At 60.6% G+C, this 15,332-nt stretch carries 15 protein-coding genes; 5 read left to right on the top strand and 10 right to left on the bottom strand.

The window, feature by feature from the left end; genetic code table 11:
• Positions 1-18: 18 nt before the first annotated feature.
• Both O1724_RS06555 and O1724_RS06550 read right to left on the bottom strand, forming a co-directional pair.
• Positions 19-1,014: an ABC transporter permease gene (locus O1724_RS06555; RefSeq protein ID WP_023315600.1), complete on the bottom strand. Its 996-nt coding sequence runs from the start codon at positions 1,012-1,014 to the stop codon at positions 19-21.
• Positions 1,011-2,513: a sugar ABC transporter ATP-binding protein gene (locus O1724_RS06550; RefSeq protein WP_126297167.1), complete on the bottom strand. Its 1,503-nt coding sequence runs from the start codon at positions 2,511-2,513 to the stop codon at positions 1,011-1,013. The genes O1724_RS06555 and O1724_RS06550 overlap by 4 nt, the downstream gene beginning before the upstream one ends.
• A 159-nt stretch (positions 2,514-2,672) precedes the next feature.
• Here O1724_RS06550 and O1724_RS06545 point away from each other — a divergent pair, with 159 nt between their 5' ends.
• From O1724_RS06545 to O1724_RS06530, 4 genes are all read left to right on the top strand, one after another.
• Positions 2,673-3,761: an oxidoreductase gene (locus tag O1724_RS06545; protein WP_126297168.1), complete on the top strand. Its 1,089-nt coding sequence runs from the start codon at positions 2,673-2,675 to the stop codon at positions 3,759-3,761.
• Positions 3,762-3,818: 57 nt separating this feature from the next.
• The gene (locus O1724_RS06540) at positions 3,819-4,562 is read left to right on the top strand and encodes an SDR family NAD(P)-dependent oxidoreductase (protein ID WP_126297169.1); all 744 of its coding nucleotides are present in this window, start codon (positions 3,819-3,821) and stop codon (positions 4,560-4,562) included.
• A gap of 183 nt (positions 4,563-4,745) precedes the next feature.
• Positions 4,746-5,048 (top strand): type II toxin-antitoxin system RelE family toxin, encoded by a 303-nt coding sequence (locus O1724_RS06535; protein WP_126297170.1) that lies wholly within the window; start codon positions 4,746-4,748, stop codon positions 5,046-5,048.
• Positions 5,023-5,427: a helix-turn-helix domain-containing protein gene (locus O1724_RS06530; protein WP_023324295.1), complete on the top strand. Its 405-nt coding sequence runs from the start codon at positions 5,023-5,025 to the stop codon at positions 5,425-5,427. The genes O1724_RS06535 and O1724_RS06530 overlap by 26 nt, the downstream gene beginning before the upstream one ends.
• Here O1724_RS06530 and O1724_RS06525 read toward each other — a convergent pair.
• From O1724_RS06525 to entC, 7 genes are all read right to left on the bottom strand, one after another.
• Positions 5,424-5,621: a YbdD/YjiX family protein gene (locus O1724_RS06525; protein ID WP_006809671.1), complete on the bottom strand. Its 198-nt coding sequence runs from the start codon at positions 5,619-5,621 to the stop codon at positions 5,424-5,426. The two genes, O1724_RS06530 and O1724_RS06525, sit on opposite strands and share 4 nt — an antisense overlap.
• Positions 5,622-5,735: 114 nt before the next feature.
• Positions 5,736-7,841, bottom strand: coding sequence for a pyruvate/proton symporter CstA (gene cstA, locus O1724_RS06520; RefSeq protein WP_126297171.1), 2,106 nt, complete (start codon positions 7,839-7,841; stop codon positions 5,736-5,738).
• Positions 7,842-7,990: 149 nt separating this feature from the next.
• On the bottom strand, positions 7,991-8,404 hold the full coding sequence (entH, locus tag O1724_RS06515) for a proofreading thioesterase EntH (RefSeq protein WP_015571173.1): 414 nt from the start codon (positions 8,402-8,404) through the stop codon (positions 7,991-7,993).
• Entirely contained in the window at positions 8,404-9,156 is a 753-nt protein-coding gene (gene entA / locus O1724_RS06510; RefSeq protein ID WP_032608826.1) for a 2,3-dihydro-2,3-dihydroxybenzoate dehydrogenase EntA, read from the bottom strand. Before entA ends, entH begins: the two co-directional genes overlap by 1 nt.
• Entirely contained in the window at positions 9,156-10,010 is an 855-nt protein-coding gene (locus O1724_RS06505) for an isochorismatase (protein WP_048243602.1), read from the bottom strand. The genes entA and O1724_RS06505 overlap by 1 nt, the downstream gene beginning before the upstream one ends.
• A gap of 10 nt (positions 10,011-10,020) precedes the next feature.
• Complete coding sequence (gene entE / locus O1724_RS06500) at positions 10,021-11,631, bottom strand: (2,3-dihydroxybenzoyl)adenylate synthase EntE (RefSeq protein ID WP_063944375.1); 1,611 nt, start codon at positions 11,629-11,631, stop codon at positions 10,021-10,023.
• A gap of 9 nt (positions 11,632-11,640) precedes the next feature.
• Positions 11,641-12,816, bottom strand: coding sequence for an isochorismate synthase EntC (gene entC / locus O1724_RS06495; RefSeq protein WP_023324292.1), 1,176 nt, complete (start codon positions 12,814-12,816; stop codon positions 11,641-11,643).
• 188 nt (positions 12,817-13,004) lie between these two features.
• Here entC and fepB point away from each other — a divergent pair, with 188 nt between their 5' ends.
• Positions 13,005-13,964, top strand: coding sequence for a Fe2+-enterobactin ABC transporter substrate-binding protein (gene fepB / locus O1724_RS06490; RefSeq protein ID WP_048209166.1), 960 nt, complete (start codon positions 13,005-13,007; stop codon positions 13,962-13,964).
• A 46-nt stretch (positions 13,965-14,010) separates the two neighbouring features.
• Here the strand turns inward: fepB and entS are convergent, their stop codons facing one another.
• Positions 14,011-15,258 (bottom strand): enterobactin transporter EntS, encoded by a 1,248-nt coding sequence (gene entS, locus O1724_RS06485; protein WP_126297172.1) that lies wholly within the window; start codon positions 15,256-15,258, stop codon positions 14,011-14,013.
• Between the last annotated feature and the right edge of the window lie 74 nt (positions 15,259-15,332).

The raw sequence follows: 15,332 nt of genomic DNA, 5'->3' as shown, positions 1-15,332 counted from the left end.
TTTTATCCCGTTGTGTTGTCAGCGTTTTTGTATGTAGGTAATCGCCAGCGCTACCGCGAGCACCAGCCCTTTTATAATGTCCATGGCGTAATACGGCACGGAGAGCATCACCAGCCCGTTCGACAGCACGCCGAGGATCACCGCCCCCACCAGGGTCCCCAGGGCATTCGGCTTGCCGGACCCGGCCAGCGAGAAGCCGATCCACGCCGCCGCCACCGCATCCATCAGGTAACCGCCACCCGCATTCACCTGCGACGACCCAATGCGCGATGCCAGCAAAATCCCGCCCAGGCCCGCCAGCAGGGAGGCAATCACGTAGGCTGCCACCTTGTAGCGCGTGGTGCGAATGCCAGAGAGGCGCGCGGCTTCGGGGTTGCCGCCAATGGCGTACATCCGGCGTCCATGAGTGGTCAGCGACAGGCCCAGCTGCGCCAGAATCGTCACCACCAGCATGACGATCACAATGGTCGGCACCTGCCCCAGCAGGCTGAACGCCGCCGGAATGGTCCCTTCCGCCATGTCGCCGCTCGGCAGCACCATGTTCTCGGTAATCGACCCGCCGTAGCTGTAGGTCATCGCCACGCCCTGGATGACAAACAGGCTGGCAAGGGTCGCAAGCATGTCCGGAATGCGCAGGATGACGATCAGAAACGCGTTAAACAGGCCGACCAGCGTACAGAGCGCGAGAGTGATTACAATCGACTCGGTAGTGCCGAAGCCGTGCCAGACGAAGAGCGAAATCACCAGCGCGTTCGCCAGCGACGCGGTGGATCCCACCGAGAGATCGAACCCGCCGACGGTCAGGGAGATCGACACGCCGATGGCAATCACCGTCACGATGGCAATCGAGCGCAGAATGTTAATGATGTTGTTCGGATCGAGGAAGCTGTCCGACGCCAGGCCAAAGACGGCCACCAGCGCGACGACGGTCAGCAACATGCCCCACTTGTAGAGAAAATCGAAAAGTTGCTGACGGCCAGACGCCGCCGCGGTCACTGAAAGGGCCTTGCTCACGACGCCGTTCCTCCGGTTGAATAATAAAGTAGTGTCTCTTCCCGGGCCTCTGCTCCGGCGATTTCCGCCACGATGCGCCCGTCCCACAGCACGCAGATGCGGTCGCAGAGCCCCACCAGCTCGGCGAACTCGCCGGAGGCGTAAATCACCCCTTTGCCCTCGCGCGCCAGGCCGTCGATAAGCTGAAACAGATCGGTTTTGGCCTTCACGTCCACGCCTTTGGTCGGCTCGTCGAATATCAGCACGCTGGCGTCATTACGCAACCATTTACCGATGGCGACCTTCTGCTGGTTGCCGCCAGATAAGCGACGCAGCACCTGCCCCGGCCCGCGCGTGCGCACGCCGACGCGGGCAATCACCTCCTCCGCCCAGCGCCACGCCTGACGATGGCCGAACAGGCTCCAGCGCGAGAAGCTGTTATCGGCGCACACGGCAAGATTCATGCTCACCGTCTCGTCGATAAAAATGCCCTCTTTGCGCCGCTCTTCCGGCACCAGCGCCAGGCCGCGCAGCACCGAGTCTGCCGGAGCGCGCGGTTTCCAGGGCTGATGGTTCAGCTCGCCGTTCGCGACGCGGCTTTTACTGGCGCCAAACAGCGCCTTACAGAGTTCTGTTTTGCCCGCGCCCGCCAGCCCGGCAATGCCGAGAATTTCGCCCTTGCGCAGGTGCAGCGAGATATCTTTCAGCAGCGCATCGTCGTGCAGCCCTTCTACCCGCAGCAGCGTTTCGTCGCCGTGCGGCGGCCGCGCGGGCGGATAGATATCGCTCAGCTCGTGGCCGAGCATCTTCTCAACAATCTCTTCACCGCTGAGATCGGCCATCGGGCCAGACTCAATCAGCCTGCCGTCGCGCAGCACCGTGAGGGTGTCGCAGATAGCTTTTAGCTCGTGAATGCGGTGAGAGATAAACACCACGCCGATGCCCTGCTGTTGCAGACGTCTTACCACCGCAAACAGACGCTCGCTCTCGTGCGCGTCCAGCGGCGCGGTGGGCTCGTCAAGAATTAAAAAACGGCAGTGGTGGGACAAAGCGCGTGCCAGCAAAATCTGCTGCTTTTCGGCAAGCGTGCAGCTGTCGATGGAGCGGCGAACGTCGAGCGAAACATCCAGCTGCGCCAGCGCCTGCCGCGCCTGCTGGCGGATGTCGCGCCAGCGGTAGCGGTGCCCTGGCTGCGCCAGCTGGTCGAGCATGATGTTTTCAGCAATGCTTAACCCCGGGATCAGCGCCACGTCCACCTCCTGCTGCACGAGGTGGATGCCCAGCCGTTTGGCGTCCAGCGGCTCGCGGATGCTTACCGGCTGGTTGTTAATGCAGATTTCGCCTTCATAGTGGTCGTGCGTCCCGCACAGCACCGCCATCAGCGTCGATTTCCCCGCGCCGTTGGCGCCGGTCAGCGCATGCACCGACCCGCCGTTCAGGGTGAAATCCACGCGCGACAGGGCCTGAAAGCCGGAAAAGGCCAGGCTGATACCGCGCATCTCAAGGCGACTGGAAACCATCCGCGTAAATCCTTCATTACTCTTCTGATTTAGCGAATTTTTCACAGCTCCGGTTGACTGACAACGACGGAAAAGGCATAAGATAAAGCGAAATATTATTAGCCATCCGGATGTCCAGACATAACATCGGGTTAGCGCTTGCTAAAAAAGGACAACTTCATGAGCAACACCGATATCCGCGTCGTACCCGGCCCGGCGAACTACTTCTCTCATCCGGGAAGCCTTGCACACCTGGATAATTTCTTTACTCCGGAACAACTTTCCCGCGCGGTGTGGATCTACGGCAAGCGGGCAATCGAGGGCGCACGCCCTTATCTGCCGCAGAGTTTTAACGCGACGGGGGCAAAACATCTGTTGTTTAAGGGCCATTGCAGCGAGCGTGACGTCACTCATCTGGTAAACGAGTCGGGAAGTGAAACCAGCGTGGTGATTGGCGTGGGCGGCGGTGCGGTAATGGATACCGTCAAGGCCGTGGCACGTCGTCTGGGCGTGCCGTTCGTGGGCATTCCCACTATCGCCGCCACCTGCGCGGCGTGGACCCCGCTCTCCGTGTGGTACAACGATGCCGGTCAGGCGCTACAGTTTGAGATTTTTGACGACGCCAACTTTCTGGTGCTGGTGGAGCCGCAGATCATCCTTAACGCCCCGGCGGAATACCTGCTGGCGGGCATCGGCGATACGCTGGCGAAGTGGTACGAAGCGGCGGTGCTCGCCCCTCAACCTGAGAGTCTGCCGCTGACCGTGCGTCTTGGCCTGAACGGTGCGCTGGCGATCCGCGACGTGCTGCTGGAACGCAGCGAAGAGGCGCTTGCAGATCAGCAGCGCGGCGAACAGACGCAGGCGTTCCGGGACGTGGTGGATGCGATTATTGCCGGAGGCGGAATGGTCGGCGGTCTGGGTGAGCGCTATACCCGCGTGGCGGCGGCGCACGCGGTGCACAACGGCTTAACCGTGCTGCCGCAGACGGAAAAATACCTGCACGGCACCAAGGTGGCCTACGGCATTCTGGTCCAGAGCGCCCTGCTCGGCCAGGACGACGTGCTGGCGCAGCTGGTGGCGGCATACCAACGCTTTAACCTGCCGATCACGCTTCGCGAGCTGGACGTCGATATTCACAACCGCGACGAGCTGGATAAGGTCATTGCCCACACCCTGCGCCCGGTGGAGTCGATTCACTATCTGCCGGTGACGTTAACGCCTGAGGTGCTGCGCGCCGCGTTTGCGAAGGTGGAATCCTTCAGCCGTTAATTGCGCCGACGGGCTATACCTAATGATGATTCTCTCCACTCTTGCAACGAGGTCATCATGCAGATCGATTTAACAGGTAAAAAGGCGCTGGTTACCGGCGCCAGTCGTGGGCTGGGTCGGGCGATTGCGCTGTCGCTGGCGCGCGCCGGTGCCGATGTGGTTATCACCTACGAAAAATCCGTCGATAAAGCCCAGCAGGTCGTCGATGAGATCAACGCGCTGGGGCGACACGGCGAGGCGATTCAGGGCGACAGCGCCAGCGCGCAGGCGATTCAGGATGCGGTCACGCAGGCGGCGCGCTCCCTCGGCGGGCTGGATATTCTGGTCAATAACGCCGGGATAGCGCGCGGCGGCCCGCTGGAGTCCATGACCCTGGCGGACATCGACGCTCTGATCAACGTCAACATCCACGGCGTGGTGATCGCCATTCAGGAAGCGCTGGTGCATATGTCGGACGGCGGACGCATCATCAACATCGGCAGCTGTCTGGCGAACCGCGTGGCGCAGCCGGGGATCGCCGTCTACTCGATGACCAAGTCTGCCCTTAACTCTCTCACCCGAGGTCTGGCCCGTGATTTAGGCCCGCGTGGCATTACCGTCAACCTGGTCCACCCCGGCCCGACCAACAGCGATATGAACCCGGAAGACGGCGAGCAGGCTGACTCTCAGCGTCAGCTTATTGCCCTGGGCCATTACGGCCAGCCGGAGGATATCGCAGCGGCAGTCACCTTCCTCGCCAGCCCGGCTGCGGGGCAAATTTCCGGCACCGGTCTGGATGTCGACGGCGGTCTGAACGCCTGATCGCAAATTTACTGTATGCCTCTGTCGCCCGGCAGAGGCCTGTTCGAGCCGCCTCGACGATTCGCGTTTTGCCGCTTTCTCGCGGTTATTCTCCGCTCTACAGTACCCCATTAGAAATTCGGAATTTATCTAATAGTCTTATTATTTCCTTATATTTTGTATGGGCGTACAGTGGAGGTACGGATGAAGATTGTGTGGTCTAAAACAGCAGAGAAGCAGTTTTCTAAAATCGATCCTCGATATCAGAACCGCATTAAATTCAGGCTGGAGAAGATGGACGATAAAACATCACCTGTCGCGGATATCAAGAAATTATCTTCTCCCGAAAACCACTACAGGTTGCGATTAGGTGATTACAAGGTCATTTACACCTTCGGAGACCCGCCGGGTGATATCTGCTACGTAGTGGCAGTAAAACGCCGGACAACCACTACCTACCTTCATGAGGAGCATACGGAATATGACTATTCAGTTCATCAAGGATGAAGAAGGAAAAAAACAGTATGTTGTCATACCCTACGGTGAATATTTTCGCATGCGTTTAGCCATGCTTGAGTACGATGACGATGATGAAAACGACTGGGAAGACATCCCTTACGAATCAGACATCTACGATAACGTAGGTTTACCGGGTGAAGTGTGCGACATCATGCATAACGAGAACGTCAGCCTACAGGCCGCCTGGCGCATTTTACGCGGCATGTCCCAGCAGGAGGTGGCGGAGAAGCTTGGCATCAGCCAGTCCGCCGTGTCACAGCTGGAAGCGCTGGACTCCCGACCGCAAAAGCGCACCCGCGAAAAGCTGGCGGCACTTTACGGCTGTAAACAGGAGCAGATCAGCCTCTATTTACCGAAAGAGGGTTAACAGCACTTCGCCCCGCCCTTGCCGCCGTAGCGGGCGTCCTGACGGTCGCGGAAAAATTCTTCGTAGGTCATGGGCGTCTGGTCCGGGTGGTTGACGCGCATATGCTCGACGTAATTGTCGTAATCCGGCACGCCAATCATCATTTTAGCGGCCTGGCCCAGGTATTTACCTGCTTTGGAAAGGGTGTCGAACATAATCAGTTTCTCGTTTGTATTCCCCTCACCCTGACCCTCTCCCCAAAGGGGAGAGGGAACTTTAACACCCTCTCCCCTTTGGGGAGAGGGCTGGGGTGAGGGGGTTTGGTAATGTTAATGCGCCCCTTTCGCCTGGGTGACAATCTCGTCCAGGTTCTCAGGCATTGGCTCATACGGCGTCTCTTTCGCCGTCGGTTTGTCGACTTTCAACGCCGCCAGCGCGGTTTTCAGAGAATACAACGCCAGCACCACAACCACCACCATAAAGAAGATGGTCAGCCCGGCGTCCAGACGGTTGTTAAACACCAGCTGCGACAGCTGAGATTCGGTGTACTGTGCCGGGATCTTACCGCTGTCGATCATCGCCTGGAACTTATTGGCGATCGCCAGGAAGCCCACCTTGTTGTCCGGGCTGAAGGCTTTCTGCCAGCCCGCGGTCAGGGTACAGATCAGCAGCCACGCCGTTGGCACCAGCGCCACCCATGCGTAACGCTGGCGCTTCATCTTGAACAGCACTACCGCGCAGAGCATCAGGGCCATGCCCGCCAGCATCTGGTTGGCGATACCGAACAGCGGCCACAGGGTATTAATCCCGCCCAGCGGGTCGACCACGCCCTGATGCAGGAAGTAGCCCCACGCCAGCACGCACAGCGCCGTCGCCAGCAGGTTAGCCGGGAGTGAATCGGTACGTTTCAGGTTCGGGGAGATCACCCCCAGCAGATCCTGCAACATAAAGCGCGCCGCACGCGTACCGGCATCCACCGCCGTCAGAATAAATAGCGCCTCGAACAGAATGGCGAAGTGATACCAGAACGAGACATCCATCAGCCCGACCAGCGCGCCGTGCAGGATGTAGGCCATGCCCACCGCCAGCGTCGGTGCCCCGCCCGCGCGTGAGATGATCGACTGCTCGCCCACCTCATTAGCGATATGCGTCAACGTTTCAGGGGTAATCGCAAAGCCCCAGCCGCTCACCACCTGCGCGGCAGAGGCGACCACGTCAACGGTGCCGGCCGGGGCCAGTACCGCCATCGGGCTGTTCATCGCAAAGTAAACGCCCGGGTCAATAATACAGGCCGAAACCAGCGCCATAATCGCCACGAAGGACTCCATCAGCATGCCGCCGTAGCCAATCAGGCAGGCCTGATTTTCATTCGCCAGCATCTTCGGCGTGGTCCCGGAGGCAATCAGCGCGTGGAAGCCCGACACCGCCCCACAGGCGATGGTGATAAACAGGAACGGGAACAGATTGCCGGTCCAGACCGGGCCGGTGCCGTCAATAAATTTGGTCAGCGCAGGCATGGTCAGGGTCGGGCGCATAATCAGAATGCCGATCGCCAGCCCGACGATGGTGCCGATTTTCAGGAAGGTAGAGAGGTAGTCACGCGGGGCCAGCAGCAGCCATACCGGCAGCACCGCCGCCACGAAGCCGTAGCCTACCAGCATCCAGGTCAGCTGTACGCCGGTAAAGTCGAAGAACGGCGCCCAGGTCGGGCTTTCCGCCACCCAGCCGCCGGAGATAATGGCAAACACCAGGAACACCAGGCCAATGACTGACACTTCACCAATGCGCCCCGGACGCAGGTAGCGAATGTAGATCCCCATGAACAGCGCCAGCGGTATGGTGAAGGCGACGGTATAGGTTCCCCACGGGCTGTGGGTCAGCGCTTTCACCACGATCATCGCCAGCACCGCGAGGATGATCACCATGATCATAAAGGTCGCCACCAGCGCAATCACCCCGGCGGTTGCCCCCATCTCTTCTTTCACCAGCTCACCCAGCGAACGACCGTCGCGACGGGTGGAGACGAACAGCACCATGAAGTCCTGCACCGCGCCCGCCAGCACCACCCCCGCGAGGATCCAGATCATCCCCGGCAGGTAGCCCATCTGCGCGGCCAGTACCGGCCCCACCAGCGGGCCTGCCCCGGCAATCGCCGCGAAATGGTGACCGAACAGCACTTTTTTATCGGTCGGCACGTAGTCCAGACCGTCGTTATGACGCACGGCCGGCGTCATGCGCGTGCCGTCTACGCCCAGCACCGTCTTTGCGATATAGCGGCCATAAAAACGGTATGCGATCAGATAAATGCAGACGGAGGCGACGACGATCCACAGCGCGTTGATCTGCTCCCCCCGGTTGAGGGCGATATAGCCCAGGGCAAAGGCTCCCACCACGGAGAGCACCGCCCACGTAAGGTATTTCCCTGAGTTGTTCATAGTTGTTGTCCGTTGTTGTGAAACAGTGAGATGTTACATTTTGTTTCTAGAACAACGGGTAAAATTTAACAACTTTGAAACGCAATAATGCGTGGTCAAACCAGAGATTTACACCACAGTGTTAAGCCGATCACTTTCAGCTGAATGACTTACCCCAACACCATCGTACTCAACCGACAGGTACAGCACCGCCGTCCCTGCTCGTCGAACACCACGATCTCCCAGCTCTGGCTGGAACGGCCCAGATGCAGCGGCTGACACACGCCGCGTACCTTACCGTGTGAGACTGCGCGGTGGTGCGTGGCATTCAGTTCCGTACCCACCACGTTCTGCCCGTCACGGGTCATCAGAAAACCGGCCATCGAGCCCAGCGTTTCCGCCAGCGCCGCCGAGGCGCCGCCGTGCAGCAGGCCAAACGGCTGATGGGTACGCGCATCCACCGGCATCTCCGCTTCCAGCGTATCGTCCCCGAGGCGGGTATAGACGATGCCAAGGTGCCCCACCATCGTATTCAGGCTGGTGGCGTTCAGCTCCTCGAGCGTTAAATGACGTTTCCAGATCATTACGCCCCCAGCGTGGAGCCGCCGTCCACCACGATATCCTGCAAGGTGATATGGCTGGCGGCATCGGATGCCAGGAACAGCACGGTCGCAGCAATCTCCTGCGGACGGGCAATTTTACCAAGCGGAATGCCGAGCTTGAATTGCTCGCCAAAGCCGCGAATGCGCCGCTGTTCCGCATCGTCGCTGGTCCACAGGGTGCGCTGCATGTCGGTATCCGTTGAACCCGGCGACACTAGGTTACAGCGTACGCCGCTGCCCGCCAGTTCCAGCCCGACGGTCAGCGCCAGGCTTTTCAGCGCCGCTTTCGACGCGCCGTAGGCGCTCATGCCTATGCGCGGCGTGTGCGCCGCGTCAGAGGCTACGGTCACAATCGCCCCGCCCTGCTGACGACGGAACTGGCCCATCGTCTGCTGGAACAGGTTGAACGCGCCGCCGACGTTGACCGCAAAGGTCTGCTGCCAGTCCTCCTGCGAAAGCTGATCCGTCGCGCCCATACGCAGAATGCCCGCTGCGTTAACCAGCACGTCGAGCCGCTCAAGGCTGCTGAGCAAACGCCCGCAGACGTCACTCGCCTGCGCCGCATCCGCCACGTCCAGCGTTTCGGTGGCAAACGGATATTCGCCGTGAGGGAAAGCCAGATCGAACCCGGTCACCTGCGCCCCGGTCTCCACAAATGCCAGCGCGGTCGCATAGCCAATGCCCTTACCCGCGCCCGTCACCCAGACGGTTTTACCGGTAAAATCAAAAGCCATCACTTCACCTCGCGGGAGAGCAGCGCCCACCAGGCATCGAGGGTCGGATTTTTTGCCAGCATCACGAAATCAATGTCGCCGTGCACTTTGCGCCAGCGGGCGGCGAGCGCCATCATGCGCACTGAATCCAGGCCGTAGTCGATCAGGTTTTCATCATCCATCGGCTCGTCGGACTCGTCCAGCAGCGGCAGGATCAGCGCGCGCAGCGCGGCTTTCGTTGCCGGAACGGACGGCAGCAGCTCGTCGGTCATCACCACGCGGCCCGAACGTCCGGCCACGTATTTCAGCGACATCAGGTGCTCGTCGCGGGTGAAGTCCGCCAGCGCGTCGGCGATAAAGAACGGTTTGATGTCGCGCATAAAGGCGTCGGTGGCGGTGGTCATGCAGCCGATGTGGGCGTATACGCCGGTAATCAAAAGCTGGTTGCGCCCGGTCTCTTTCAGCATCTGCTCCAGCGGCGAGCGGTGAAACGCGCTGTAGCGCCACTTCACCAGCACGGTGTCCGCTTCATCCGGCGTCAGTTCAGCCACGATGCGCTGCTGCTCCGGCGAGCGGGTCAGGCCCGGCCCCCACATGTCGTTCAGCAGGGCGCGGTCTTCATCGCTCTGATCTTTCGGCTGCGCGGTGTAGTACACCGGAATATTGTGCTCTTTGCAGTACGCGCGCAGTTTAGCGATGTTCGCCACTACCTGCTGCATCATGTCGCTATTTTCGCCCCAGAAGTTCAGGAAGTACTCCTGCATATCGTGGATCAGCAGCGCGGCGCGCTCCGGTTCAAACGCCCAGTTCACTTTACTGGTCGGCAGTTCGGCGGCGGTTGGCAGCGCGTATGCAGTTAATTTTGGAATGGCCATTCTCTGTTCCTCAGCCCCGGGCGCGTTCAGCAAGCCACAGGCGCAACTGTTTCTTATCAACTTTGCCTACCGGCGTGAGCGGAAGCGCATCCACGCTCTCCACGCGGTCCGGCAGCTTAAATTCGGCAACGCCCTGCTCGCGCAGGAAGCGTCGCACCTCCACCGCGCGCAGGGGCTGTTTCACCACCAGGTACGCGCAGCTTTTTTCGCCCAGCAGGCTGTCCTCCATGCTCACCAGCGCGGCGTGGATCACCGCGTCGTGGCGCAGCAGCAGGTTTTCGATCTCTTCGGCGGCGATCTTCTCGCCACCGCGGTTGATCTGATCTTTCTCGCGCCCCTGCACGGTGATGTAACCCTGCTCGTCGATGGCGATCAGATCGCCCGAGCAGTAGAAACCGTTGGCATCAAAGGCGCTGGCGTTGTGTTCCGGGCTGTTGAAATAGCCGCGGAAGGTATACGGGCCGCGCGTCATCAGACGCCCGACTTCCCCGCGCGGCAGCGGGTTGCCGTCCTCATCCGCCACCCACACTTCATCGTCCGGGCACATCGGGCGGCCCTGGGTATTGATGATGCGCTCCGGCGCATCGTCGAGGGCGGTGTAGTTCACCAGCCCTTCCGCCATGCCAAACACCTGCTGAAGCTGGCAGCCAATTTCCGCCGGAATGCGCGCCGCAAGCGTGGCGGAGAGACGTGCGCCGCCTACCTGGAGCAGTTCGAGGGATTTCAGCTGGGCGTTCCCCGCGCCGTCGGCAATCGCCTGCAACCACAGGCTGACCGCGGGCGGCACCAGCGAGGTGACGTTGATCTGATGCTGCTCAATCAGCGGGAAGCAGAGCGTGGCGCTCGGATCGTTAGCCAGCACCACGCAGCCGCCCGCCGTGAAAACGCCTAACGATCCCGGCGAACTCATGGCGTAGTTGTGCGCCGCGGGAAGCGCGTTCAGATAGCGGGTGTGCGCAGTGATACCGCAGATTTCGTTGCTGCGGCGAATGCTGTAGTCGTAGTCGTTGTGCGTACGTGGGATCAGCTTCGGCGTGCCGGTGCTGCCGCCGGAGAGCTGGAAGAACGCCACTTCGTCGGCGGGCGTCGGGTTCGGGATGAAATTGTCCGCCGGGCGTGAAATCGCCGCCTCCAGCGCGTGTTCGCCCTTATCGCCGCGTAGCAGCACAACGCGTACCGAGCGATGCGCATCCACAAAGGTGTTGAGAAAATCATCGCCCGAGAACAGCGCGTGGTCGCGATCGGCAATCAGCACGGCGGGTTTGATCTGCTCCGCGTAGGCGTTGAGTTCACTGCGCTGATGGCTAAAGAGCGCGTTGACCGGCGCGACGCCGATTTGCAGTAGCGCGAAGAAGGTGATGTAGAACTCGGCCACGTTGCCGAGCTGCACCAGCGCGGTCTCGCCGCGATGCAGCCCCTGCGCCTGAAGGGCGGACGCCAGATTCGTCACCGCCTGATTAAACGCGCGGTAGGTGATGCGGCGATCGCCGTCAATTATCGCGAACGCATCGCTGTCCGCATGGTCCGTCAGGATGTGGGTCAGCGGCAGATCCTGCCAGTAGCCTTTTTCACGGTAGCGGCGGGCAAAATCCTCAGGCCAGCGGGTAAAAGGGATGGTCATGAGTATTCCTTAGTGCAAACCAAACACGTTGAGCATGGTGGAGAGCTTCACGCCCGTCTCGCGCCACTCGCCCACCGGGGAGGAAGCAGGCACAATGCCCGCGCCGGCAAACAGGCGAACGGTATTTTGATGCAGCCGCGCGCAGCGGATAGTTACCACCCACTCGCCGTTACCTTCGCTGTCGCACCAGCCAACGATGCCGCCGAACAGTTCGCGGTCGAAGGGCTCCAGCTCGGCAATGAGTTCTTTTGCCGCCTGATGCGGGAAGCCGCTCAGGGCCGGGGTCGGGTGCAGCAGGCAGGCCAGCGTCAGGGCGTTCTCGTTTTCACGCGCGTCACCCTCAACCGGCGTGGCCAGATGCCACAGCGTTGGGGTGGTAATGAGCTGCGGGGAAGCCGGCATGCTCAGATGATGGCTGCGCGGTTCCAGAATGGTTTTCATCGCCTGGGTTACCAGGTCGTGCTCGTGACGGTCTTTTTCGGAGGCCAGCAGCTTAGTGCCCGCTTCGCGATCCAGCACATCGTCCGGCTGACGGCGCGCAGAGCCCGCCAGCGGCAGCGAACTAAAGTGCGCGCCTTCTTTACGCAGCAGCAGTTCCGGGCTGGCGCCCAGCAGCACGCCGCCGTCTTCCAGCGGTACGTGGAAGTTAAAGCTCGCCGGGTTCTGGGCGATAAGACGCTCCATAAGCGCGCTGCTATCAATCTGTTTGTCGGTGGCAATATCAATCAGGCGCGACAGCACCACCTTATTCACCTGCGGCGTGGCGGTGAGCGACGCGGCGCGGGCCACCATCTCCTCGAAAATCGGCTGCGGCGGGATCTCGGTGCGTTGTTGCACGTTCAGCGTCTGCGCGCCGGAGGCGTAGCGTGCGGACTGCTGACGCGCCGGGCGGGAGAAGGTTTGCCAGCGTTGCGGAATAAACAGCGATGACGGTTTGCGGGTATCGAAGGGGATCGCCCCTACCATCACCGGATGGGCAATGCCGCTGTTTTTCGCATTCCGGAAAGCCTGAGCTAATTTCTGCTGAAAGGGACCCGCCGGATCGTCACCGCCGACGGCGGGTTCAGAAAAACGGGCAAAACAGCCGGACGTGGTAAAACTGCGGTAAGGCGACATAAAGAAAAAGCTATCTGCTTGCAGCGTAGTCGCGGTGTGCTGAACTTCCTCAGCCAGGGACGTGTCCATATCATCCTCCTTAAAATGATAAAAGAAGCAATAATGATTATCATTTATATTTTCGTCGGCTAACCTAATCCCACATCGCCCCGCTGTCAACCGTCGGGCAAATAACTTGTGCGACAAACGCTTGCATCCCTTCCCTACAGCCCTGAAAATGAGAAGCATTATCTTCAATAAAATCAGGATGCCGCTCTGTGAAAATCGCTGCCGTTTGCCGCAATGCCCTTCTTTTAACAGGACTTTTTGTTTTAGGACTAACCTCAGCCGCCGCCGACGACTGGCCGCGCCAGGTCTCCGACAGCCGCGGCGTTCACACGCTTGAGAGCAAACCGACGCGCATTGTCTCTACCAGCGTGACCTTAACCGGCTCGCTGCTGGCCATTGACGCGCCGGTCATTGCCAGCGGTGCGACCACGCCGAACAACCGCGTGGCGGATGCGCAGGGCTTTTTACGTCAGTGGGGCGATATCGCGAAGCAGCGTAAGGTTGCCCGGCTGTACATCGGCGAGCCGAGCGCCGAAGCGGTCGCGGCCCAGATGCCGGACCTGATTTTGATCAGCGCCACCGGCGGGGATTCCGCGCTTGCGCTCTACGAGCAGCTTTCCGCCATCGCGCCGACGCTTATCATCAATTACGACGACAAAAGCTGGCAGGAACTGCTGACCCAGCTGGGGACGATCACCGGGCAGGAGACACAGGCCGCAGAGCGCATCGCTGCCTTCGATAAACAGCTCGCCCAGGTGAAGCAGCAGATGAAGCTGCCGCCACAGCCGGTGAACGCCATCGTTTACACCGCCGCGGCACACACGGCGAACCTGTGGACGACAGACTCCGCGCAGGGCAAGCTGCTGCACCAGCTGGGCTTTACGCTGGCGGACCTGCCTGCCGGTTTGCAGACCTCAACAAGCCAGGGCAAGCGCCACGACATTATTCAGCTGGGTGGAGAAAATCTGGCGACGGGGCTGAACGGCGAAGGGCTGTTCGTGTTTGCCGGCGACCAGAAAGACGTGAATGCGATTTACGCCAATCCGCTGCTGGCGCATCTGCCGTCGGTGAAGAACAAGCGCGTCTGGGCGCTGGGAACGGAGACGTTCCGCCTGGATTATTACAGCGCGATGCTGGTGTTAGACAGATTGAATGCGTTGTTTAAGTAGGCATTTTTCCTCCCTCTCCCCGTGGGAGAGGGCCGGGGTGAGGGCATCAGGCCGCACCGTCGTTCAACGCGACCTCCTGCCTGAACCGCCGCAATTCCACCAGCGTCACCAGTAAGATCGCGCCAATCATCGCTAACACAAACCCGCTGCTGCTCGCCGACGCCACCGGGGTCATTATCGCCCCCATCCCGCCGAGGATCGCCGCGCCAATTGCATCGCCCGTCACGTTCTGCGCGGTCCACAGGCCGTTAATGCGCCCGAGCATCCCTTCCGGCGTCTGGGTCTGGATCAGGGTGTACTGTAAAAGCGAGCTGACCGCGCTCAGCCAGCCAAAAATCACCAGACACATTACCCCCAGCGCCCACACCGGCATCAGGCTGAAGAAACCAATCGCGATAAACGAGGCCAGCGTCGCCACCAGCAGGATCAGCCCCGGTCTCGCGCTCTGCGCCAGGTTGCCGCTGGTCAGCGCCCCACACGCGGCGCCGAGCGGAATGGCGGCGTACAGCACGCCAATCTCTGAGGCGCTCATCTGCCACTCGCCCGCCAGCGCCGGGTACAGCACGCGCACGGCGCTCGCCATCGTCAGCAGGCCGCCGAGCAGCGCAATGCCGCCAATCAACGGGTTGCTGAACAGAAAACGAATCGCGGCCATCAGGGACTTCAGCGGATGCTCGCGCGGCTGCGGCGGCGGTGGCAGGAGCGGCAGACGCAGCAGCGTCAGGGTGGTGATAAAGGTTCCGGCTGCGGCAAGGCCGTAGTTCCACGCCACGTTGCCGGTCGCCAGCAGCAGACCGCCGACCATCGGCGAAATCACCGAGCCGAGGCGCACGGTGAGCATGGTGATCGCCCCCGCCTGCATCAGGTTCTCGCGCCCGACCAGCGCGGGCGTGGCCGCCAGCAGCGCCGTCACGCCTAACGAGGCAAAAAAGCCGTCCCACAGGCCCAGGGCATAAATCACCATCAGCGACGGCTCCGGCAGCATGGCGTTCAGACACAGCCCGACAAAGCCCACCCCGCAGGTGCCGCGCGCCAGCAGGATAAGCTTTTTACGCTCGTAGCGGTCCGCCAGCACGCCGCCCACCATCAGGCCGATAAACATCGCCCCGCCGGTTAAGGTGACGGATAGCCCTACCAGCCAGCTGGAGTGAGTGATGGTCTGGATTTGCACCGGCACGGCCACACCAAGCAAACCGAGGGACAAAATGGAGATAAAGCGAGCGATAAAAACGGCGCGATACGCCGGGTGTGTTTTGAGCAGGCTGAGGTTAAGCAGCCAGGATTTTTGATTCATGACAAAGCCTTGAGTCTATTTCTACCCATTCCATGGGCGCACATGCTAACATAGCCAAATAAAATAGATAACGA

This window comes from Enterobacter cloacae complex sp. HYC074_NIDB, assembly GCF_056673345.1.
This window is presented reverse-complemented; position numbering and strand designations above follow the sequence as displayed.